Here is a 23,155-nt window from a genome sequence, read left to right as displayed (position 1 = left end):
CGCGGGGAGGGGCGGGGTGTTTCACGTGAAACGCCCGCCCTGCCTGGCTGCGCGGCGTTTCACGTGAAACACCCCGCCCGCACCGGCGGAGGTCAGCCCTTCGGCAACAGCCCTTTGGACCGGAGGTAGTTGAGGGTCACCTCCGCCGGGAGCCGCCGCCAGCTGTCCACCTGCTCATTGAGGTGCGCCAGGTCGGCCGTGGTCAGGACCTTGTTGAGGCGGTTGAGCGCGGCGGCCGCCCGTGCGCTGCCCACGCGGGCGCGATTGACGACGGGGACGACGTAGTCAGCGTTCTGGAGCTTCTTGTCGTCGGTGAGCAGCACCAGGCCGAACTGGTCGAGGGTGGCATCGGTGCTGGTGGTCAGCACCATCTGGTCCTGCCCGTTCTGCACCGCCTGCTTGGCGGGCGTGGTGCCGACGCCCTTCGGGTCGATGGCGGTGATGTTGATCCCGTACCGCTTCTTGAGCCCCGGCGCGCAGAACGGCCGCTGCACACACTCATCGCCCGCCGCGAGACGCACCGGCAGCTTGGCGCGGCCCAGGTCGCTGAGGGTCTTGAGGTGGTGTGTGCGGGCGTAGGCGGCGCTCACCGCGAAGGCGTTCTGGTCGACGGCCCGGCCCGCCGGGAGGACGGTCAGGCCGCGGGGACCGGCGAGCTTGCGCAGCGCGGCCATGGTGGCGTCGAGGTCCGGCGAGGCGACCGGGGGCGCCTTGGACCCCTTCTTCTTGGCGTTGAGCCAGTCCGCGAAGGTCGCTGCGTACTCGGGGACGACATCGATCTGCCCGGCCTCCAGGGCGGGTTCGTAGAGCTCGCGGTTGCCGACCGTCAGGACACGGGTCCGGTATCCGGCGTGGTCGAGCAGCGCCGCATACATCTGGGCGAGCAGCTCGCTCTCCGTGAAGCCCGCCGAGCCGATGGCCAGATCGTGGCTGTCGCCGGGGGAGGCGGTGATCGCGGAGCGGGTCTCCAGGGAGGGCCCGGTGGTACAGGCCGGGAGCGCGACGGCCAGGAGGACCGTGAGGGCCGCCGTCACCGCCGCCCTCACCGGATCCGTCCCCGCGCCCAGTCCGGTGCGCACCGCTGCGCCAGCTCGAAGACGGCCTCCATCAGCAGCGCGAACACCGCGACCAGCACCGCACCGGCGACCACCTGGGGGGTGCTGGCCAGGTTGAACCCCGCGGTGATGATCCGGCCGAGGCCACCGCCGCCCACCAGCGCGGCGAGCGTGGCGGTGGCCACCAGCTGGACCGCGGCGATCCGGATGCCGGTCAGGACCAGCGGAAAGGCGAGCGGCACCTCGACCCGCCACACCAGCTGCGTCCCGGTCATCCCCATGCCCCGCGCGGCCCGCACCACGTTCTGGTCCACCTCGCGCATCCCGACATACGCGTTGGTCAGCAGCGGCGGGATGGCGAACAGCACCAACGCGATGATCGTCGGCCACTGGCCGTACCGTCCGATGGGGGTGAGCAGAAGCAGGACCAGCACGGCGAAGGTCGGCACCGCACGCCCGATGTTGGCGAGGTTGACGGCCAGCGCGCCACCGCGGCCGAGGTGGCCGAGGGTCAGCGCGACCGGCAACGCGATCAGGGCGCTGATCACCAGGCAGGAGAAGGTCAGCACGAGGTGCTGTTCGAGGCGGTGCCAGACACCGTTCTCACCGGACCAGTTGGCGGCGGTGGTCAGCCAGGTCCACACCGCCGACAGGGTGTTCATGTCCGCCGCCCTGGGGCTGTGACCAGCCGCTTCACTCCCGCCGTGGCCCGGTTTCGCCCCCGTGTCCGCCGGCCGGCCCGGCGCCAGGGAGTGAGCAGCCGTTCCGCGCCGAGCAGCAGCAGATCGAAGACGATCGCGATGATCACGCACAGCACGGACGCGGTGAGCACCTGCGCCTTGAAGAACGAATTCATGCCGGCGTAGATGAGGTTGCCCAGCCCGCCGTAACCGACGATCGCACCGACGGTGGTGAGCGCGACCGCCGAGACGGTGGCGATCCGCAGCCCGGCCATCGCGGCGGGTACGGCCAGCGGCAGCTCGACGGTCAGCAGTTGGCGCATCGGCCCGTACCCCATGCCCCGGGCGGCTTCCTTGGCCTCGGCGGGGACACCGTCCAGCCCCGCCAGGATGTTCCGTACGAGCAGGGTGAGGGAGTACAGGGCGAGGCCCACCACGACGAGGGTGGCCGACAGCCCGTAGACCGGCAGCAGCAGCGAGAACATCGCCAGCGACGGGATGGTGTAGATGACCGTGGTGATGCCGAGCACCGGTCCGACCGTCCAGCGCCTGCGGCGGGCCAGCAGCGCCAACGGGACCGCGATCACCAGCCCGAGCGCCACCGAGATCACCGTCAGCTGGATGTGCTGGCCGGTCGCGTCGAGCAGGATCTGCCGACGGGTGCTCAGGTAATCGCCGCAGATCCAGTCGTTGCGGGCCAGACAGTCGTCCGGCGGCGGTGCGGTCACGGTACGAGTCCACCCCGGCGGGGGCGGGGTGTCGCGGCGGGCGCGTCCGATCGGGGGTGACCGCGGACGGCCTGCGCCGAGAGCCACCCGGCCCGCCCCTTTCCCCCTCCTCCCCACGTACACCGCCACGTACACACGCCGCGTACACATCTCACGTATACATGCAGTGTGTACTCCCTATGTATAGTTCCCTCGAGTCCATTCGACCGCTGTGACCGAGGGTGGGCGCGACACGGCGATGCCTCGTGCGCGCCGGCTTCGCCATGCGCAAAACCGCAGGTCATGGGCTCACCATCCATGGCCCGCGTCCGAGGAGACCCCACATGCCGAAGCAGACTCCCGCGGCCCGCCGCACGTCCATAGCCGGGCTGCTGGCGGCCACGTCCCTGGCCCTGGCCCTCAGCGGCTGCGCCACCTACGACGTCACCGCCCCTGCCGACGCCCGCGCCGACGCACCGGCGGCCGCCGTCCAGGCGAAGGACGCCCAACTCGCCGCGGCCAAGGGCGCGAAGAACGAGGACGGCAAGAACGAGGACGCGAAGGGCTCTCAGGGCGGCGGGCAGGCCACGGGCCCCGGCGGGGCCGGTGACGTCGACTGCCGCAAGGCCAAGTGCGTCGCGCTCACCTTCGACGCGGGCCCCAGCGAGAACACCCCCCGCCTGCTGGACATCCTCAAGAAGGAGAAGGTGCACGCGACCTTCTTCATGCTCGGCGAGAACCACGTCGACAAGCGCCCCGCCGAGGTGAAGCGGATCGACGCCGAGGGCCATGAACTGGCCAACCACACCTGGTCGCACCAGATCCTGACCGACATCGAGCCCGCAGAGGCCGAGCGCGAGCTGTCCCGCGTCCAGGACGCCGTCCGCAAGATCACCGGCAAGACCCCCCGGCTGATGCGCCCGCCGCAGGGCAGGACCGATGAAGAGGTCTCCAAGATCAGCAAGGACCTCGGCCTGGCACAGGTCCTGTGGAGCGTGACCGCCAAGGACTACCAGACCAACGACTCGGCCCTGATCACCAAGCGGGTGCTCGAACAGACCGAGCGCGACGGCATCATCCTGCTGCACGACATCTACAAGGGGACCGTGCCGGCCGTCCCCGGCATCCTCAAGGAGCTGAAGAAGCGCGGCTACACGGTCGTCACGGTCTCCCAGCTGCTGTCCCCGGCGAAGGCCGAGCCGGGGATGGTCTACCGCCCGTAGCGCCCACGGCGCCCGAACGGGGGGGCGGGCGCTACCGGACGGGAGTCAGGGGCAGGGGAGGGAGACGGGGCTACGGGCGGGGAGCCACAGGCACGTGAGGGAGCGGGTGCTACAGGGCGGGCGGAACCGGACGACGGAGGCCCGGTTCCGCCCGTCGGAATCCGCGCCCCGTCACCCCGCCCGGACCTTGGAGGCCCCGGCCTGCCCGACCGGCGCCTTCCCGCTGAGCCGGTGCCACCAGTGCCGGCGCCGCGGATGCACGGCGCGGCCCAGCCGGCACCCCAGCAGCAGATAGCCGATCAGCGCGCCGGCGCAGTTGAGGATCACATCGTCGATGTCGAACGCCCGGCCGGTGATCAACGCCCCCTGCACCAGCTCCACCAGCAGCATCACCAGTGCGGTCGCCACCCCGACCCGGAGCAGCCCCCGCGCCTTGGGCAGCAGCACCGGCAGCAGCACCCCGAACGGCGCCCCCAGCACGACGTTGCCGCCGAGCTGCTTGACCGTGTCGGCCAGGTGCGGCTGCCCCAGGTAGCTGCGGATCGAGTCGCCGGGGCGGAGGTTGGGATGGGTCAGCGGCACCGAGGCCGCCGACGGGGTCAGCGTGACCCGCGCCAGCGCCACCGCGAACGCCACCATCGCGGCGAAGGCCAGCACCAGCAGAAGGATCCGGACGGCCAGCGGGGCCCGCGCGGCCACGGGGGACCACGCCGCCTCGTCGCCCTGTTGCGTACGCGCCATGAGGTCACTCCCCGGTGTGCGAGATGCGCAAGTGCGCCCGATGGGAGGTTCGGTTACCCGGGGTTCGACGAATCATGTGGCAGGCGCGGGGCAGCCACCCCGCCCACCGCATCGGGCAGCCGGACGGGCCCACAGCCCTACGGTGCGCAGTGCCCACCTCGGCCGGCGGCCCCGGCCCCAGCCGCACCGCACACAGCAGGGGCGCCGGATCACTGCTCCGGCGCCCCTGCTCGACTCACTCGCGGCTCACCCCTGGGGGCGCTCCGCCTCCACCCGCCGGCGTCCCTTGTCGTCGGACGCCGACGGCGCCTTGGACGGCCCGGTCCGCCCCGGGGCGCCGCCCTTGCCCGCCCCGGGTCCCTGCTTGCGCGGCGGGGCGACGGCCTGGGTGTCCTGCGGGAACGTCAGCTGCTGGCTCTGCCACTCCAGGGCCGGCACGACCTCGCGCCGCCAGGTCGCGAACTGGTGACTGCCCTGCGGCAGGATGATCGAGTCGACCGTCATCGGCGACTTCGCGGCGTGGAGGAACTTCATGGTCTCGCCGTAATCCGCCTCGCCCTTACGGCTGCTGGCGACCAGCGCGGAGATCTGCGGCACGGGAAGGTTCTTCAGCCGCCACAGCAGATCGTGCTCGCGCTCGCGCTGGGCGCCCTCCGGGCCCGGACCGAAGAGGCTGCCGGTGGTCAGATCGTCCTTGATCGCGTAGTCCCCGGAGAGCGAGACCGCCGAGGTGTAGGCCTTCGGGTTGCGCATCGCCAGCTGCAACGAGCACGTACCACCGGACGAGTACCCGAACGCACCCCAGGCGCTGGGGTCGTGGCCCACCCGGTAGGCGGACTTCATGGCGTCCGGCAGATCCTTGGTGAAGAACGTCTCGGCCTGCGGCCCGCCCGGCACATCCACGCACTCGGTGTCCCGCGGCGGCGCGATCGTCGGCCGGACCATCACGATCACGGTCGGCTGCATCCTGCCCTGCGCGATCAGCTTGCCCGCGTTCTGCGGCACCTGGAGGTGCTGCGCAAGGTTCATGATCCCGCCGGGGTAGCCGCTGATCACGACCATGACGGGGAACCGCTGCCGGCGGAACTGCTGCTGGAAGTACTGCGGCGGCAGATAGACGAAGCCCGGGTTGATGGCCCGCGAGCGGCGGCCGACGATCCGTACGGACTCGACCTTGCCCACCTTGTCGACGGGTCCCTTGGGCAGCCCGGTCACCCGATCGAGGCCCTGCGGACCGGCCGGCTGGACCAGTCCGCCCTTGATGTTGCCGACCGAGGCGTACTGCCCGCCGCCCTGACTCACGGACACCGGGGCCTTGTCGTTGTTGCCCAGCAGCTCGTCCCAGTTGCCGTAGAACTCGAAGTTCGTGTTCACGGCGAGGGCGAGCGCGCACACGATCGACACCTGGGTGACCATGATGGCGCCCAGTCTGCCCAGGACGGGGCGCACGCCGCGCCGCGACAGCCGCGGCCAGAGCCACACCGTGGCGGCGACACAGGCCACCGCCAGCACGATCACCGTGTACTCGAGCGACTGACTGGTCAGCCCCATGCGCCCACATCTCCCGTCACCCTCGTAAGGGTTCTTGCCTTCTTAACGGCCGCCTAAGGCACAACGGACGGCTCTGGACAATGGTCACCGGAGAAGACGGGCACACCTGCGCAACGGATACCTGAGCGACTCAGTTCTTACCCAGCTCTTGCCACATCGTTTCCCCGGCGTGATGTGGGGAAGGGGCTCACGACCGTGGACGGGCCGGAGAGCCCGCGGGACGGGGAGCCGGTCCCCGCCCCACGAGCCCCCGGTGTCCCTCAGATCCCGATGTCCCGTCCGTCCTCGCGCCACACGCTCACCACGGAAGGCCGGACCAACTCGCCTTCCCCGTCCGGCCATTGCGACGCGGGCTTCTCCACACTCGCCCCGTCCACCTCACCCGGGTGCTGCACCGCGACCATCACCCGCCGCTCCTGCACGACCGGCCCACAGGTCTCGGCCCCGGTGGGCACCGTCAGGAACTGCTTGACCTCGCCCCGCCGTTCCCCGGCGGTCGCCACCCCGAACAGCCCGTCATGGCTGCCCAGCGCATTCCCGTCCGTCGATATCCACAGATTTCCGTGCACATCAAAGGTGAGGTTGTCCGGGCAGGAAATCGGGCTGACCTGGTCCTTGGGGAATCCGCCGAAATAGGTGGCCGGGTCCTCCGGATCACCGCAGACGAGGAAGAGCCGCCAGCGGAAACGGTCCGCCGCCGGATCGTCGCCCCGCTCGCTCAGCTCCAGGATCTGCCCGTGCTTGTTCCCGTTCCGCGGATTGACCTCGTCGGCCGGAGCCTTGCCGGTCTTCCCCCGGTCGCTGTTGTTGGTCAGCGCGATGTACACCCGCCCCGTGCGCGGGCTGGGCTCGACATCCTCCGGCCGGTCCATCTTCGTGGCGCCCACCTTGTCGGCGGCGATCCGGGTGAAGACGTACACCTCTTCCGCCGTCATCCCCGGTACATACGAGGTGTCTCCGCTCGCCAGCGGAATCCACTCCCCCGACCCGTCGAACGCGCCGTCCTCCGGCAGCTTCCCGGAGCCGTCGATCTCCCCCGCGCTGTCACCGCTGAACTTGGCGGCATACAGCGTGCCCTCGTCGAGCAACGTCCGGTTGTGCTCCCGCGCGGCCCGCGTATTCCCCCGCTTCATCCGCTTGTGGGAGACGAACTTGTAGAAGTAATCGAACTTCTCGTCATCGCCCATGTACAGGACGGGCCGGCCATCGGCCGTCAGCCGCGGTTCGGCGGCCTCGTGCTTGAACCGTCCCAGCGCCGTCAGCTTCCGCGGCGTCGCGTCCGGGTCGTACGGATCGATCTCCACGACCCATCCGAACCGGTGCACCTCATTCGGCTCACGCGCCACATCGAAGCGCTGGTCGAACCGCTCCCACTTGCGCTGGCTCGCCCCGCCGGTGATCCCGTACCGCTTGAGCCGGGCGGCCGCCGTCGGCTCGGTGACGCTGCCCCCGTTGGCGAAGTACTGGTTGAAGTTCTCCTCGCCGGAGAGCACCGTCCCCCACGGCGTGATGCCGCCACCGCAGTTGTTGAGCGTCCCGAGGATCCGGGTTCCCTCGGGGTCGGCGGACGTCTTCAGCAGGTCGCTGCCCGCGGCCGGACCGCTGACCTCGAACGGCGTGGTGCCGGTGATCCGCCGGTTGAGCCGGTGCCGGGTCACCGCCGTCAGCCGGCCGCTGCGCTGCTCCTCCTGTACGACCAGTACGGACAGCCCGTGCGCCGCCCAGCCGATCTCGGCCTGCTCGCGCGTCGGCGCCTCCGCGTCGTATCCGGCGAACATCAGCTGTTCGTCCGTGTACTCATGGTTGATCACCATCAGCTGCCGGTGCCGCTCGTCCGGCACGTCCAGCACGGCCATGTAGTCGTTGTTGTAACCGAACTGCCCCGCCTGCGCCTTCGCCGACTGCCGGTCCGGATCGAAGGCCGGCGCCCCCCGCAGAATCGGGTCACCCCACCGGATGACGACGTTCTGGGCATGGCCCTCGGAGACGACCACCGCGTCGGCCGTATTAGGCGGCACGGTCGCGAAACGCAGCCCGCGCGCCGCCCGGTGGCCCTTCCCGCCGCGGGATTCCCGGCCGCGCCCCTGCGCCGCGACCGCCGGTGGCGCCACCGCCCCGTCCACCACGCCGCCGGCCGCCGCCGCGACCGTCACGACCGCGGCGGCCCGCACCATCGAACGCCGCGACAGCGCGCCCGCGATGACATCGCCGACATAGTCGTTGCCGCTCACATTCGGCGTCTCATGGAAACAGGCGTCACCACAGCGGTACCGGCACGTCATGGCCGAACGCCCGCCAGGATGCGAGCCGATCAGCGGCAGGAACTTGCGCACACTTCCCCCTCAGTAAGGCTGCGGAACGCACGACGGCGTCCGGTTCGCGATTCGCGAGGTGCGATTCGCGGTGACGCTAAGGGGGCCGCCCCGCCGTATGACGACGCAAACATGAACTCCCGGCGAATCCCGGGATACGACAGGCCCGCGCGGCACCGTACGGGCGGTCAACAGGCTCTTGGGGAGGGTCAGGACGGCCCGGGGAGAGGGCCCGGGGAGGGGGCCTGAGGAGAGCCGGGGAGTCGGTGCGTATTGTCCGGGGCACACGATGCGTACCGTCAGGGCCGGTCGTTGCGTACGGGACGGTCCGTGGGCACGTCCCGTCGGGGTAGGCCGTACGGACTGCCGTGGAGGTTTTGCGGACGGCCGAGGAGGTTCTGAGACGCCGCGGAGGCGGTACGGACGGCCGCACAACGCCGTACGCAGGGCGAACGCACCCGGGCCAGGCCAACCAAAACCCTCCGCCCCGGCAACACCCCCGGATGGCCCACCACACAAGGCGCGGGGTCCCACGATGAGGCCGGTGTCGGCCGCTACCCTTACGTATCCGTCCTGGTCAGGGACATGTCTGTGCTTCACGGACATACGCCGCACCCACCACACGCAAGAGAGGTTCGCCGATGGGCATTCGGAGTCTGCTGCGCAACGCTTTCGGTCGCTCCAAGGCGACCCGTGAAGAAACCGGCGCGGCCCCGAGCGGCGCCGACAAGCCGGAGTCCGCGACCATCCCGGAGGCTCGCGAAGAGTCCGTCCCGGCCGCCACCACCCCGGAAGCCGAGGTCCCGGCCGCGCGAACGGCCCCTAAGGAGACCCCCGACACCGACCCGGCACCGACGACCGCGACGCTGCCGGCACAGGGCGGCCCGGCGGACCGGGGCGACCGTGCGGCGGAGACCTCCACGGCGCGGGCGGACGAAGCCGCGGCCGAGGCTCCCGCGACGGCCGAGCCGTCCGCCGCCGAGCCGTCCGCCGCCGAGCCGGTCGCCGCCGAGTCGGTCGCCGCTGAGCCGTCGGCCGTCGAGGCGACCGAAGCGGCCGAAGCGGCCGAAGCTGCCGAAGCTGCCGAGAAGCCCACCGCGGACACCGCCAAGGACAAGGCGACCGAGGACAGCGGCAACGACAAGGACGAGCCCGCGGCGGTCGAGCCCGCGGAAGAGGCCTCCACGGTCGCCGCCCCGGCCACCTCCGACACCGTCTCCGACCTCGTGAGCCAGGCCTTCGACAACCCGGGCCAGGCGTCGGCGGCTGCCGCCGAACCGGCCGCCGAGTCCACGGAGCCGAAGCCGGAGCCCGAGGCGGAGCCGGTGGCCGAGGCGAAGGTGACGGCTGAGGCGGACGTGACGGCTGAGGTCGTCGCCGAGCCGGTGGTGGAACCGGTGACGGAGCCGGTGGCCGAGCCCGCGGCGGAGGCCGTCGCAGAGCCCGAGGACAAGGCAGTGGCCGAGGCCAAGGCTGACGCCAAGGCCGTTGCAGAGCCGGCGGCCACCCCCGAGCCGGAGGCCGCCCCCGAGCCGGAGGCCGCCCCCGAGCCCGTGGCCGAAGCCGAGGCGAAGGCTGAACCCACCGCAGAGCCGGTGACCGAGCCCGTGACCGAGCCGAAGCCCAAGGCAGAAGACCAGCCCAAGGCAGCGGACGACGCCAAGGCCGCGGCCTCCCTCCCCACCACGGCCCCCGCGCTCCTCAGCCTCTACAAGTCCGCCGCCGCCACCCTGGACAAGCACGGCCTCGCCACCCAGCGCGCCGCCGTCTACCTGGTCCTCGACCGCTCCGGCTCGATGCGCAACTACTACAAGGACGGCACGGTCCAGAACCTCGCCGAGCAGGCCCTCGGCCTCGCCGCGCACTTCGACGACGACGCCACCGTCCCCGTCGTCTTCTTCTCCACCGACATCGACGGCACCGCCGAGATCGACCTCACCAACTACGAGGGCCGCATCGCGGAACTGCACGCCGGTCTCGGCCACATGGGCCGTACGAACTACCACTGGGCCGTCAACGCCGTCATCGAGCACTACAAGAAGTCCGGCTCCACCGCCCCGGCCTTCGTCATCTTCCAGACCGACGGTGCCCCGACCTCCAAGCCGGCCGCCGAGAAGGCGCTCTGCGAGGCAGCCGGGCTCCCCCTCTTCTGGCAGTTCATCGGCTTCGGCGACCCGGACGCCAAGGGCTTCGACTTCCTCCGCAAGCTCGACGACCTGGCCGTCCCGGAGAAGCGCGTCGTCGACAACGCCGGATTCTTCCACGCCGGCCGCGACCCACGTGGCCTCTCCCACGACGAGCTCTACCAGCAGCTGATGGTCGAGTTCCCCGAGTGGCTCGCCGAGGCCCGCACCGCGGGCATCATCAAGGACAACTGACCGCTCCTCCACCCCCGTTACGACACCTCACCGGCCGCGGCCGGGCCCCCGCGGCCCGACCGCGGCCGGTGTCGTGTGCGCACACGACAGGCCACGCGCGGAGCGAGCCGCAGACCCCTTCGCGCGACAGGCCCCCGCCCTCCTCACCACAAGAGGCGAGCCCCCGCCCCGCTCCCTAGGCTGAATGGGTGAAGCGCTCCGTTTGATCCGGTTGCTCCCGGTGTGGGCGGCTGGGGGGCCGGGGTGGCCGTACCAGCCGAGCGAGGCGGGTCGTGATGAGTGACGCGAGCCAAGAGGGAGGCCCCGCTACCCCTCCCCGTTCCCGTACTCCCCGTTGGGCCGCGCGGGCGGAGCCGGATCCGCGGCGCTGGTGGGGGCTCGTGGTGATTGCGATTGCGCAGTTGATGGTGGTGCTGGACGCGACCATCGTGAATATCGCGTTGCCGTCGGCCCAGCGGGACCTGGGGATGTCGGACGCGAACCGGCAGTGGGTGATCACCGCGTACACGCTCGCGTTCGGCGGGCTGCTGCTGCTCGGCGGGCGGATCGCCGACCTGGTGGGACGCAAGAAGACCTTCATGATCGGGCTGGTCGGCTTCGCCATCGCGTCCGGGCTGGGCGGTGCGGCCACCGGGTCCGGGCTGCTGTTCGGGGCGCGGGCGCTACAGGGCACCTTTGCGGCGCTGCTGGCGCCGTCCGCACTGTCCTTGCTGACCACGACGTTCACCATCGGAAAGGAACGGAGCAAGGCCTTCGGGGTCTACGGGGCCATCGCGGGCGGGGGCGCGGCGATCGGGCTGATCGCCGGCGGGCTGCTGACCGAATACCTGGACTGGCGCTGGTGCCTGTATGTGAACATCCCGATCGCCGTGCTCGCCCTCATCGGCGCTGCCGTCTTTCTGCATGACAAGCCCGAGCCAGGGCGCGTCCACCTGGACGCTCCGGGCGTGGTCCTGGGGTGCGGCGGTCTGGTCGCGATCGTCTTCGGGTGCAGTGAGGCGCAGCCGCGGGGCTGGGGGGACGGGCTGGTCCTCGGGTTGCTGGTGGGGGGTGTGGTGCTGCTGGGCGTCTTTGCGTGGTGGCAGACCCGGGCGCGGCATCCCCTGCTGCCGTTGCACATCGTGCGGGACCGCAATCGCGGCGGCGCCTTCCTGACCATGGCGCTGGCGGTCATCGCGCTGTTCGGGATGTTCCTGTTCATGACCTACTACCTACAGACCGTGCTGGGGTATTCACCGGTCAGGACCGGCGTGGCCTTCCTGCCGATGGTGGTGGCGATCGTCGTCGGCGCGACACAGATATCGGCGCGGCTGCTGCATCGCATCCCACCGCGGTTCCTGATGGTCCCGGGCGCCCTGCTCGCCTCCACGGGGCTCTTCACGCTGACGTTCCTGACGGCCGAGCCCGCCTACGTCTCGCATGTGCTTCCGGCCATGCTGCTCGTCGGTCTCGGCATGGGCCTGACCTTCATGCCGGTGATGGCGACGGCCACCTCCGGGGTGGCACCGCACGACTCCGGCGTCACCTCGGCGACCGTCAACACGGCACAGCAGGTGGGCGGTTCGATCGGTACGGCGCTGCTGAACACGATCGCGACCTCGACGAGCGCCGCGTACATCGCGGATCACCTGGCGGACGCGGCCCGGAAGAGCGGGGGCTCGGGGCTCACCCCGGCGGCGCGGGAGGCGATCGTGAAGAGCGGGGTGGTGGACGGGTTCACCGTCGCCATCGGGGTGGGGTCGGCGATCATGCTGCTGGCCGCTCTCGTCGCCGGACTGCTGGTCAACGGCCGGGCCCCGAAGCGCGGCCAGGCGCCGGCGGCGGACAGTGCGGCGTCGGCGGACGCGGCGGTGTGAGGGCGGGGCGGGAGCACGCCTCCGGGGCGCGGGGCACGGGCCGGGCACGTACGGGCGAGGCCCGGGAGTCGGGCCCCGGCGGCCCGGTCCGTAGGGTGCGGTACGGGGCGGTGGCCCCCGGAAAGCACGCGCAGCCACCCCCACCCCGTCCAGTACGATATTGACGTTCCGTAAAGCAAATCCTCACTCACCGTAGCGACTTGGGAGCAGCCGGCAATGGCTCGACACCTCATCACCAGCGCCCTTCCGTATATCAACGGGATCAAGCACCTGGGCAACATGGTGGGGTCCATGCTCCCGGCCGATGTGTATGCGCGGTATATGCGGCAGCGCGGGCACGATGTCCTCTACATCTGCGCGACGGACGAGCACGGCACCCCGGCCGAGCTGGCGGCGAAGGACGCGGGGCAGTCGGTCGACGCGTTCTGCGCCGAGCAGCACGACAAGCAGAAGGCGATCTACGAGGGCTTCAGCCTCGGCTTCGACCACTTCGGGCGGAGCTCGTCGCGGGAGAACGTGGAGCTGACGCAGCACTTCGCGCGCAAGCTGCACGAGAACGGCTTCATCGAGGAGCGGGCGATCCGCCAGGTCTTCTCGGTCGCCGACGACCGCTTCCTGCCGGACCGCTACATCGTCGGTACGTGTCCGCACTGCGGCTACGACAAGGCGCGCGGCGACCAGTGCGAGAACTGCACCCGGGTGCTCGACCCGACCGACCTGATCGACGCCCGCTCGGCGATCAGCGGGAGCGGTGAGCTGGAGGTGCGCGAGACCAAGCACCTCTTCCTGCTCCAGTCGAAGCTCCAGCACGAGGTCGAGGGCTGGCTGGACGGCAACGGCAGCAAGGAGTGGCCGACGCTGGCCTCGTCCATCGCGCACAAGTGGCTGACCGAAGGCCTCCAGGACCGGGCGATCACCCGTGACCTGGACTGGGGCGTTCCGGTGCCGGCCGATGTGTGGCCGGAGCTGTCGGCCGAGGGCAAGGTCTTCTACGTATGGTTCGACGCGCCGATCGAGTACATCGGCTCGACGAAGGAGTGGGCGGACGTCGACCCGGAGAACCGCGACTGGAAGTCGTGGTGGTACGAGGCCGATGACGTCCGGTACACGGAGTTCATGGCCAAGGACAATGTGCCGTTCCACTCCGTGATGTTCCCGGCGACGCAGCTGGGCACCCGCGAGCCGTGGAAGAAGGTCGACTTCCTCAAGGCCTTCAACTGGCTGAACTACTACGGCGGGAAGTTCTCCACCTCCCAGCAGCGCGGCATCTTCACGGACGCGGCGCTGGAGCTGCTGCCGGCCGACTACTGGCGTTACTTCCTGATCGCCAACGCCCCGGAGTCGGACGACACGTCCTTCACCTGGGAGCTGTTCTCGGCGTCGGTCAACAAGGACCTGGCGGACACCCTCGGCAACTTCGTCAACCGGGTGCTGTCGTTCTCCCGGAAGCGGTTCGGTGACGAGGTGCCCGCGGGCGCCGAGGCCGGTGCCGCGGAGCAGAAGCTGGGCGAGGAGATCGCCGGACTGCTGGCGGAGTACGAGGGCCACATGGAGGCCCTCCAGTTCCGCAAGGCGTCGGCCTCGCTGCGTGCCCTGTGGAGCGCGGGCAACTCCTACCTGGAGGAGAAGGCCCCGTGGCTGGAGATCAAGACCGACAAGGACGCGGCGGCGCTGACCCTGCGTACGGCGATGAACCTGATCCATCTGTACGCGGTCCTCTCCGAGCCGTTCATCCCGGCCTCGGCCAAGGCGATGCGGGGGGCGTTCGCCCTGGAGAACGACACCGCGGTGTGGGTCTCCCCGGAGGAGGCGAAGGCGCTGGCCTCGGTGCCGGCCGGGACGCCCTTCACGGTGCCGCCGGTGCTCTTCGCGAAGATCACCGAGGAGGACCTGGAGTCCTACCGCGAGCGCTTCGGCGGCGCGGAGCAGTAGACCCGGCCCCACCCGGGCCCCGCTGCCGGCCGGAGCGCCGGAGCGGTAGGCCCGTCCGAGCCGAAGCGGTAGGCCCGTCCGAGCCGAAGCGGCAGGCCCGTCCGAGCGCGCGCGTGACCGCGGCGCGGACAAGCTGAGGACCGCCCGCGCGCCCGTCCAGCCCTTGCGGCAGGACGGGCGCGCGCATGTCCGGGCGGCGGCGGACGGCCGCCGGGCGGGTCCTGGCTCAGTGCCGGGCGGGCCGGGCGGATTTGGTGGGCCGGGCGGGTTTGGTGCGCCGGGCGGGTTTGGTCGGCCGGTCGGGCCGGGACACATAGGCGCTCAGCGAGGTGAAGTCCGGCACCGCCGGCAGGGCCACCCGCCGCCAGCCACGGGCGTAGGCCGGCGGCTTGTGGCCGCCTGCCACGACGACGGCGACCGGGCGGCCCGCGCCCAGCCGGGCCAGGCCCGCGGGGGTGATGGTGGCGTCGTGACCGGCGGGCTGACGGGACGCACAGCCCGTCCGATAGGCCACCCGTACCGCTTCCTCACCGCTCACCACACAGGGCGGGCGGACGCCGGCCGCGCGCAGCGACGTGGTGATCCGGTCGATCCCGGCCTGGGAGCGTGCGGTGCTCCGCACCATGTTGTGCGCGATCGCCAGTTGGATGGCCTCGTGGCCCGTCAGCACGAGGACGAGAAGGGCCACCGCCCAGGCCTGCCCGTGGCGCGGCAGACGGGTCAGCCAGTACAGGAACCAGGCGGCGGGCATCATCAGCAGCGCGTAGGCGGGCAGCAGGAACCGCGGAGCGGCGTAGTCCACCGTCAGGAGGTAAGGGGCGGCGAGGCAGAGACCGACCAGCGCCGGGAGGATGACGGGGGACGGTCCGTACCGGTGCAGCGGGCCACGCGGGTCGCGGAGGCGCACCACGGACCAGGCGGGACCGGAGCCGTACCGCCCGTCGGCGGGCCCGGGGTCGCCCGCCGGGTCCGGTACGAGGCTGCCCGGCCGGACGGGCGCCAGCCCGAGGGGGTGCCAGGCGCCGCTGCGCGCCGCAGGCCCGTACCCGTGCAGCGCACCGTGGGGCTCGCGCACGCGCAGCACCGCCCGCACCGCTCCGGCGACCGCCAGCGGCAGCACCAGCCACCACACCGCCGTCACCGGATGTTCCCAGGTCAGATGGCAGGGGCGGCACAGCGTCTTGCCCTGGAGTGCCCGTGCGTGGTCGTCGAAGGACAGATGCCAGCCGAGGCCGCCCTGGATCTGGCCGGCCCGCCGCAGCCGCGCCAGAAGGCCGCCGTAGGACAAAGACGCCTCCACGGCCCACTCGGCGCACCCCAGGGCCAGGCCGGCCGGCAGCGCCAGCAGCACGGCGGGGCGCCGCCAGGCCGGTACACACAACGCCGCGGCGAAGAGCGGCACGGCCAGCCAGACGGCGTCGGTGGGGCGCATCAGGGCGGCCACGGCCACCGCGGCGGCGAGCCCGGCGGCCGCGCCCCGGTCGGCGCGCGGGGCCAGTTGGCGGGACGGCTTCCGTACGGCCCGCAGGAAGCAGCCGGTGGCGGCGAGCGCGGCGTAGGCCACCCACAGGTTGGGCATCGCCTGCGGACCGTAGAAGAGCGTGATCCACAGACCGGCGAACAGCGCACCGCCCAGGGCCGGTACGGGGGCGGGCAGCAGGCGCCGCCAGATGCACAGGATGAGCAGGAGCGCGACGCCGGAGAGCACCGCCAGGTAGCAGTGCAGCACGGTGGCCGAGGTCGTCAGGGCGGCCACCGGGGCGAGGAGGAGGGTGACGCCGCGGGCGCGCGGGGCGCTGAAGAACGAGGCCGGCGCATGAGGGTCGACCTGGCTGACGTACACCGTCTCGTCCCATCCCAGGCCGGGGGTGACGAGGGCGGAGGCGAGCAGGCAGGCGGTGAAGACGGCGGCCACGGCGGTGAGCCACCACAGATCGCCGGCCGGGAGGGGCCGCGTCGCATGGGCCGGCGGCCCCAGGGCGGACCTGGCGGAGAGGAGACTGGCTTGCTGCATGGGCACCACAGTGCGGGCCGTGCCGGGGCCCGGCCACAGGAGTGCGGCGGTCGGGGCATGCGGGCCGTGCCGGGGCCCGTTCCGGCGCGCACCCCGCGGCCGTCCGGCCAACACCAAACGGGCCGGGGCGGCGTTTCACGTGAAACGCCGCCCCGGCCCGTTGTGGGGCGGTATCGCCCCTGGGTGCCTACTTCGCCTGCGGCTTGCGCAGAGTGAGGTGCAGCTCCTTGAGGCGCGCCTCTTCGACCTCGCTCGGGGCGCCCATCAGCAGGTCCTGGGCGTTGCCGTTGAGCGGGAAGGCGATGGTCTCGCGGATGTTGGGCTCGTCGGCCAGCAGCATGACGATGCGGTCGACGCCGGGGGCGATGCCGCCGTGCGGCGGGGCGCCGAACTTGAAGGCGCGGAGCATGCCGCCGAACTCCGCCTCGACGGTCTCCTTGTCGTAACCGGCGATCGCGAAGGCCTTGTACATGACCTCGGGCTCGTGGTTACGGATGGCGCCGGAGGACAGCTCGGTGCCGTTGCAGACGATGTCGTACTGCCAGGCCAGGATGTCCAGCGGGTCCTTGGTCTCCAGCGCCTTCAGGCCGCCCTGCGGCATGGAGAAGGGGTTGTGCGAGAACTCGATCTTGCCGGTGTCCTCGTCCTTCTCGAACATCGGGAAGTCGACGATCCAGCAGAAGCGGAACTCGTCCTCGACGAAGCGGCCGACGCGCTTGGCGGCCTCGACACGGACCGCGCCCATGATCTTGGAGACCTCGTCGAACTCGCCCGCACCGAAGAAGACGGCGTGGCCCGGCTTGAGGTCCAGGGCGGCGACCAGCGCCTTGACGTCGTCCTCGGTGAGGAACTTGGCGATCGGGCCGCTGAGCGCGTTTTCTTCGCCCACGCGGACCCAGGCCAGGCCCTTGGCGCCCTGCTGGACGGCGAAGTCACCCAGCTGGTCGAAGAACTTGCGCGACTGGTCGGCGGTGTCCGGCACGGCGAGGGCACGGACGTGCTTGTCGGCGAAGGCCTTGAAGCCGGAGCCCGCGAAGACGTCGGAGACATCGACCAGCTCCAGCTCGGCGCGCAGGTCCGGCTTGTCGGAGCCGTACTTGAGCATCGCCTCGCGGAACGGGATGCGCGGGAAGGGGGAGGTGACCGTGCGGCCGTTGCCGAACTCGGTGAACAGCTCGGTCATCAGCTTCTCGACGGGCCCGAAGACGTCTTCCTGCTCGACGAAGCTCATCTCGATGTCGAGCTGGTAGAACTCGCCCGGCGAGCGGTCCGCGCGGGCGTCCTCGTCGCGGAAGCAGGGCGCGATCTGGAAGTAGCGGTCGAAGCCGGCGATCATCAGCAGCTGCTTGAACTGCTGCGGGGCCTGCGGCAGCGCGTAGAACTTGCCGGCGTGCAGACGTGAGGGGACCAGGAAGTCGCGGGCGCCCTCGGGGGAGGTCGCGGACAGGATCGGGGTCGCCATCTCGTTGAAGCCGAGGGTCACCATCTTGTGCCGGATGGCGGAGATGACGGCGGTGCGCAGCATGATGTTGCGGTGCATCCGCTCGCGGCGCAGGTCGAGGAAGCGGTACTCGAGACGCTTCTCTTCGTTGACGCCGTCGTCCGCGTTGATCGTGAAGGGGATCTGGTCGGCGGCGCCGAGCACCTCGACCTCGGAGACCTCGATCTCGATCTCACCCGTCGGCAGATCGGGGTTGACGTTGTCGGCGCCACGCGCGCTGACCTTGCCGTCGATACGGACGACGGTCTCCTTGGTCAGGGAGCCGAGGGCCTCGTTGGCGGGGGTGCCGGGGCGGGCGACGAGCTGAACGAGACCGTAGTGGTCGCGCAGATCGATGAAGAGGATGCCGCCCAGGTCACGTCGATTGTGCAGCCAGCCGCTGAGGCGGACGTCCGTGTCGACGTCCGCGGCTCGGAGCTCGCCGCAGTTATGGGACCGGTACCGATGCATCGCTCATCCAAGTCGTCGCGAGTCGAGGTGAGGAGTTGTCGGGAGAGGGAGAGGAAAAGGAGTACGGGCTCGGATGCCCGGTCGCTCTCCCCGTGGATCACCCGAAAGGCCACCCCAGGATTGACATAACCGCTCCAGGTTACCGTCCCGGCCCGCACGTCTTCGTTGACATATACGCATCAGCGTCGCCCGGGGCCGGGTGAGGCTTCCCGACTGGGACGATGGTCACGTCCGGCTCGCTGGTCGGGCCCCTCCAAAGGCACATAAAGTGATGCAATGCGCACCGAGGATCTCCTGGCCGCCATCGCGACCGGCCTGTGGCGCTGGGACAACGCATCGGGACGGGTGACCCTCGACGCCGAAGCGGCCCGGCTGCTCGGGCTGCCCGCCGCCCCGGTGGAGCTGACCGAGGCCGCGGTGCGCTCCCGCTTTCATCCCGTCGACTTCGCCGAGATCAACGGGATCGTGCAGCTCGCGGTCGCCGAGAAGACGCTCGCCGAGGCCCGGCTGCGCATCGTGGACGAGCGCGGGCGGGTGCAGCGCATCGTCCGCACCCGCTCCCGCCCCCGGACCGTCGACGGCGGTTTCGAGCTGGTCGGCACCCTTCAGGAGGTGCCCGAGCCACAGCCCGGGACCTCCGCGGCGCACACCCCGATAACGGGCGACTGGCGCCGTTCGCGCGAGGCGTTCCTGCTGGACGCGGGCCGGGGACTGGCCGAGGCGCGGTCCACCGCCGAGGTACTGCGGGTCGCCGCCGGACTGTCGATGCCCGGCTTCATGCCGGACGGGCTGGCGGTCTTCGGCATCGAGGGTGACCGGCTGTCGGTGATCGGCCATCACGGCCACCATGCCGACGACGAGCGGCCGTTCGTCGCCATGACGCGGGAGACCGAGTACCCGGCCGCCGAGGTCATCCGCACCGGCCGGGCCATCTATCTGCCCACGCCCGAGGACTACAGCCGCCGCTACCCCGCCACCTGGCCGCTGGCCGCCCGCTTCCGCCGTACGTCCTGGGCGTTCCTGCCGCTGGTGAACGCGGGCCGGACGATCGGCGCCTGGATGGCGGCGTTCACCCAGCCGGTGGCGTTCACCCCCGACGAGCGCTCGGTGCTGACCACCGTCGCCCGGATGCTGGCCCAGGCGCTGGCCAGGGCCGGTGTGCAGGAGGAGCAGCAGGAGCTGGCGCTGGGGCTCCAGCGCAGCATGATGCCGACCGTGCAGCCGGACATCCCGGGGATGACGGTCGCGGCCCGCTATGTCCCGACCGGCGGCGGGCTGGAGGTCGGCGGCGACTGGTACGACATGATCCCGCTGCCGTCCGGGCGGATCGCGCTGGTCATCGGGGATGTCCAGGGGCACGACGTCCGGGCCGCGGGCCTGATGGGACAGCTGCGGATCGCGCTGCGGGCCTATGCCTCCGAGGGCCACCACCCCGACGCGGTGCTCTCCCGCGCCTCCCGGTTCCTGGCCGGGATCAACGAGACCGAGTTCCGCGGCCACGGCGAGGACCAGCGCTTTGCGACCTGCCTCTACATCGAGGTGGATCCGGCGACGGGACTGCTGGACATCGCGCGGGCCGGCCACCCCGACCCGGCGATCCGGATGAGCGACGGCACGATGCTGGTCCGGCCCACCGCGGGCGGGCTGCCGCTGGGCATCGTCCCGGACACCGACTACCCCACCACCCGGTTCGTCCTGGAGCCCGGCGAGACCATGATGGTGTGCACCGACGGACTGATCGAGACCGGCGGCCACGATCTGGAGACCGGCTGGGCGCGCCTGCGCGACATCCTCGAGGCGCATGAGCCCGGCGAGGACGACGAGGGCCTGGAACGGCTCGCCGACGCCCTGGTCCAGGCCGTGCACGGGCCGTCCTCGCACCACACCACCGGGCCGCTGGTGGACCGCCGCGAGGACGACATCGCCGTACTGCTGCTCCGCCGCGAGGGCGACAGCTGCGGGATCGGCACCGGCGGTCTGCTGGCCCCGCAGCCCGTACGGCGCACCGTGCTCTCCGTCGCGCAGGCCGAGCCGGAGCGGATAGCCGAGGCGCGCCGTCAGGTCCGTGAGGTGCTGCACGACTGGGCCGACCCGGACCAGGTGGACTCCGCGGTGCTGATGGTCTCCGAGATGGTCACCAACGTCCTGCTGCACACCGACGGGGACGCGCTGCTGGTCGCCGAGATCACCGGCGAGCGAGGCGCCCGGCGCATCCGCGTCGATGTCGCCGACAGCAGCGACGAGTTGCCGCACCGCCGCTGCCCCGGCGAACTGGCGTCGTCGGGGCGCGGTCTGCTGCTGCTGGAACTGCTGGCCGGGGCGTGGGGCGTGGATCCGCGCGGGGACGGCAAGTCGACGTGGTTCGAGCTCTACGAGGACGCGGGGGACGCGGCGGGTCCGGTGTCACCGGAGTCCGGGCCCTCGGCGTAGTACGCCCGCAGCTCCTGGAGCACGCCGGTGACGGCGGCGGTCAGCGGTACGGACAGCAGCATGCCGAGGATTCCGGCGACGCTGGCGCCCGCGGTGATCGCCAGCAGCACCGTCGCCGGATGCATATGGACCGTACGGCTCTGGATCATCGGCTGGAGTACATGCCCCTCCAGCACCTGCACGGCCAGGACGACGCCGAGCGCCCAGAGCGCGATCACGAAGCCGCGGTCGGCCAGCGCCACGAGGACCGCCACGGCGCCGGAGATGAAGGCGCCGAGGTAGGGGATATAGGCGCCGACGAAGACCAGCGCACCCAGCCCGACGGCGCCCGGCACCCGAAGGATCAGCAGTCCGACGGTGATGCAGATGGCGTCGATCAGGGCGATGAAGGTGGTGCCCCGCATAAAGCCCTCGATGGACTGGAAGCCACGGCGGGCCATCCGCTCCAGCTGCGGCGCTGAGCTGCCCGGCGCCCAGCGGTTCAACGTGCGCACGGCCTTGTGGGAGTCGCGCAGGAAGAAGAAGGTCAGCAGCAGGGCCAGGACCGCGGCGGCGAGGAACTGGCCGACCGCACTGACACCGGTCAGCAGCCCCGAGGCCGCGGTGCCGCCGAACTTGGTGACCAGCCCCTTGGACTTGGAGGCGAGATCGTCGAGCGAGGCACCGGCCGCGCCGAAGTGCTGGGAGAGGTCCTTGGCGGCTTGTCGGAGCGAGGAGACGATCTGGTCACCGGTATCGACCAGCGCACTGATGACGATGTATCCGGCGCCGCCGACCACCAGCAAAAGGACGGCACAGGTCAGCCCGGCCGCCAGCGAATGATTGAGCTTCATCGCCACCAGCCGCCGGTAGAGCGGTCCGAGCAGCCCGCTGCCGAGCAGCGCCAGCAGTACGGGCGTGACCGCCGCGCTCAGTTCGACACACAGCCACACCACGAGGGCCACCACGGCCGCGATCAGCAGCCCCAGCAGACACCAGGCCCCGGCACGGCGGGCCTGGACCGGCAGCAACGGCTGTGCGGGCAGTGGCCGTTCAGGCTCGGCGCCGCGCCCTTTTCCATCCGAGTCGTTTTGCACCCGGACAGTCCACCACGGCCGAAGGCCCGGGGCGCGGACCCCGAAACGGGTCAAGGGCGGTGTTTCACGTGAAACACCGCCCTTGCCGCCGACACGGCGTCAGTGCTCGCCCGCGGGGATCTTCCCGAGCCGGCCGGCCTGGAAATCCTCGAAGGCCTGGGCCAGTTCGGCATGGGTGTTCATCACGAACGGGCCGTAATGCATCATCGGCTCGCGGATCGGCTGCCCGCCCAGCAGCACCACCTCGAAGTTCGGGCTGCGCGACTCCTGGGACTCGTCCGCCCGGATCGTGATCGAGTCTCCGGTGCCGAACACGACCGCCTGCCCCATCCGGAACGGGCGGCCCTCCGCACCGGCCGAGCCGCTTCCGGCCAGGGCGTAGGCGAGGGCGTTGAAGTCCTTGCGCCAGGGCAGGGTGAGCTCGGCGCCCGGGTTCACCGTCACATGCATCATCGTGATCGGCGTATGCGTGATGCCCGGACCGCTGTGGCCGTCGATGTCACCGGCGATCAGCCGCAGCAGCGCGCCGCCGTCGCCGGAGGTCAGCAGCTTGACCTGGCCGCCACCGATGTCCTGGTAGCGAGGGGCCATCATCTTGTCGCTCTTCGGCAGGTTGACCCACAGCTGGAGGCCGTGGAAGAGACCGCCGGACATGACGAGCGACTCCGGCGGCGCCTCGATGTGCAGCAGCCCCGAGCCGGCCGTCATCCACTGGGTGTCGCCGTCGTTGATGACGCCGCCGCCGCCGTGCGAGTCACGGTGCACGAAGGTGCCGTCGATCAGATACGTCACCGTCTCGAAGCCGCGGTGCGGGTGCCAGGGCGTGCCCTTGGGCTCTCCGGGCGCGTACTCCACCTCGCCCATCTGGTCCATCATGATGAACGGGTCGAGGTGCTTGTAGTCGATGCCGGCGAACGCCCGGCGCACCGGGAAGCCCTCGCCCTCGAAGCCGCTGGGAGCGGTGGCAACGGCCAGCACGGGACGGGTGTGTGCCGCGACGGGCGCCGCCACACGCGGCAGGGTCAACGGGTTCTCTACGGTCACTGCGGGCATGACGGCCTCCTCGGTCGTTCGCTCAACTTAGTTGAATGGTGAACAACCTGCAAGGCGTGCGGCATTCCCGCGCGTATTTCCGCAGGTCGAAGGGGTTGGCCCGGACCGGCTCGGGCGCCGGACCGGCACACACATCGGGCCGGCCCCCGTCCGGGACCGGCCCTCGCATCAGCCGCCGGGGCGGCCATCAGCCATC

15 protein-coding genes are annotated in these 23,155 nt (G+C 71.1%); 5 read left to right on the top strand and 10 right to left on the bottom strand.

Translation table 11 applies throughout. The features are described from left to right. Positions 1 to 92 precede the first annotated feature (92 nt). The 3 genes from M8I34_RS01425 to M8I34_RS01415 are packed head-to-tail and all read right to left on the bottom strand — an operon-like array spanning position 93 to position 2,463. A complete protein-coding gene (locus M8I34_RS01425) occupies positions 93 to 1,079 on the bottom strand; it encodes an ABC transporter substrate-binding protein (protein ID WP_250047425.1) in 987 nt (328 codons plus the stop codon). Beyond that, positions 1,043 to 1,717, bottom strand: a complete 675-nt coding sequence (locus M8I34_RS01420; RefSeq protein WP_250047422.1) for an ABC transporter permease — start codon at positions 1,715 to 1,717, stop codon at positions 1,043 to 1,045. Before M8I34_RS01420 ends, M8I34_RS01425 begins: the two co-directional genes overlap by 37 nt. Then, on the bottom strand, positions 1,714 to 2,463 hold the full coding sequence (locus M8I34_RS01415) for an ABC transporter permease (RefSeq protein ID WP_250047420.1): 750 nt from the start codon (positions 2,461 to 2,463) through the stop codon (positions 1,714 to 1,716). The genes M8I34_RS01420 and M8I34_RS01415 overlap by 4 nt, the downstream gene beginning before the upstream one ends. Before the next feature lie 323 nt (positions 2,464 to 2,786). Here M8I34_RS01415 and M8I34_RS01410 point away from each other — a divergent pair, with 323 nt between their 5' ends. After that, on the top strand, positions 2,787 to 3,665 hold the full coding sequence (locus M8I34_RS01410; protein WP_250047418.1) for a polysaccharide deacetylase family protein: 879 nt from the start codon (positions 2,787 to 2,789) through the stop codon (positions 3,663 to 3,665). Between the two features lie 171 nt (positions 3,666 to 3,836). On the opposite strand, the gene M8I34_RS01405 is transcribed toward M8I34_RS01410, so the two are convergent. The 3 genes from M8I34_RS01405 to M8I34_RS01395 form a co-directional block, all read right to left on the bottom strand. Next, entirely contained in the window at positions 3,837 to 4,406 is a 570-nt protein-coding gene (locus M8I34_RS01405) for a VanZ family protein (RefSeq protein WP_250047416.1), read from the bottom strand. Between the two features lie 246 nt (positions 4,407 to 4,652). Then, positions 4,653 to 5,957, bottom strand: coding sequence for an esterase family protein (locus M8I34_RS01400; protein ID WP_250047413.1), 1,305 nt, complete (start codon positions 5,955 to 5,957; stop codon positions 4,653 to 4,655). A gap of 260 nt (positions 5,958 to 6,217) precedes the next feature. Then, positions 6,218 to 8,290, bottom strand: a complete 2,073-nt coding sequence (locus M8I34_RS01395; protein ID WP_250047410.1) for a PhoX family phosphatase — start codon at positions 8,288 to 8,290, stop codon at positions 6,218 to 6,220. Between the two features lie 620 nt (positions 8,291 to 8,910). On the opposite strand from M8I34_RS01395, the gene M8I34_RS01390 reads away from it, so the two are divergent. The 3 genes from M8I34_RS01390 to metG all read left to right on the top strand — a co-directional run bounded on the left by M8I34_RS01390 (position 8,911) and on the right by metG (position 14,435). Beyond that, on the top strand, positions 8,911 to 10,647 hold the full coding sequence (locus M8I34_RS01390; RefSeq protein ID WP_250047408.1) for a VWA domain-containing protein: 1,737 nt from the start codon (positions 8,911 to 8,913) through the stop codon (positions 10,645 to 10,647). A gap of 380 nt (positions 10,648 to 11,027) precedes the next feature. After that, positions 11,028 to 12,503 (top strand): MFS transporter, encoded by a 1,476-nt coding sequence (locus M8I34_RS01385; RefSeq protein WP_250047403.1) that lies wholly within the window; start codon positions 11,028 to 11,030, stop codon positions 12,501 to 12,503. 216 nt (positions 12,504 to 12,719) lie between these two features. Beyond that, complete coding sequence (metG, locus tag M8I34_RS01380) at positions 12,720 to 14,435, top strand: methionine--tRNA ligase (protein ID WP_250047402.1); 1,716 nt, start codon at positions 12,720 to 12,722, stop codon at positions 14,433 to 14,435. A 226-nt stretch (positions 14,436 to 14,661) separates the two neighbouring features. On the opposite strand, the gene M8I34_RS01375 is transcribed toward metG, so the two are convergent. Further along, the gene (locus M8I34_RS01375; protein ID WP_250047401.1) at positions 14,662 to 16,449 is read right to left on the bottom strand and encodes a hypothetical protein; all 1,788 of its coding nucleotides are present in this window, start codon (positions 16,447 to 16,449) and stop codon (positions 14,662 to 14,664) included. 187 nt (positions 16,450 to 16,636) lie between these two features. After that, the gene (gene aspS, locus M8I34_RS01370; protein WP_244413653.1) at positions 16,637 to 18,400 is read right to left on the bottom strand and encodes an aspartate--tRNA ligase; all 1,764 of its coding nucleotides are present in this window, start codon (positions 18,398 to 18,400) and stop codon (positions 16,637 to 16,639) included. Positions 18,401 to 18,676: 276 nt separating this feature from the next. Here aspS and M8I34_RS01365 point away from each other — a divergent pair, with 276 nt between their 5' ends. Next, entirely contained in the window at positions 18,677 to 20,830 is a 2,154-nt protein-coding gene (locus M8I34_RS01365) for a SpoIIE family protein phosphatase (protein WP_250047399.1), read from the top strand. On the opposite strand, the gene M8I34_RS01360 is transcribed toward M8I34_RS01365, so the two are convergent. Both M8I34_RS01360 and M8I34_RS01355 read right to left on the bottom strand, forming a co-directional pair. Next, a complete protein-coding gene (locus tag M8I34_RS01360; RefSeq protein WP_250047398.1) occupies positions 20,770 to 21,906 on the bottom strand; it encodes an AI-2E family transporter in 1,137 nt (378 codons plus the stop codon). The genes M8I34_RS01365 and M8I34_RS01360 overlap by 61 nt on opposite strands. Before the next feature lie 99 nt (positions 21,907 to 22,005). After that, positions 22,006 to 22,959, bottom strand: a complete 954-nt coding sequence (locus M8I34_RS01355) for a pirin family protein (RefSeq protein WP_250047396.1) — start codon at positions 22,957 to 22,959, stop codon at positions 22,006 to 22,008. Positions 22,960 to 23,155 lie beyond the last annotated feature (196 nt).

Origin of the sequence: Streptomyces sp. MCA2, assembly GCF_023544705.1 — a bacterium.
GTDB lineage: Bacteria > Actinomycetota > Actinomycetes > Streptomycetales > Streptomycetaceae > Streptomyces > Streptomyces decoyicus.
The sequence above is the reverse complement of the archived record's forward strand: the minus strand, read 5'-3'. Positions and strand labels throughout refer to the sequence as shown.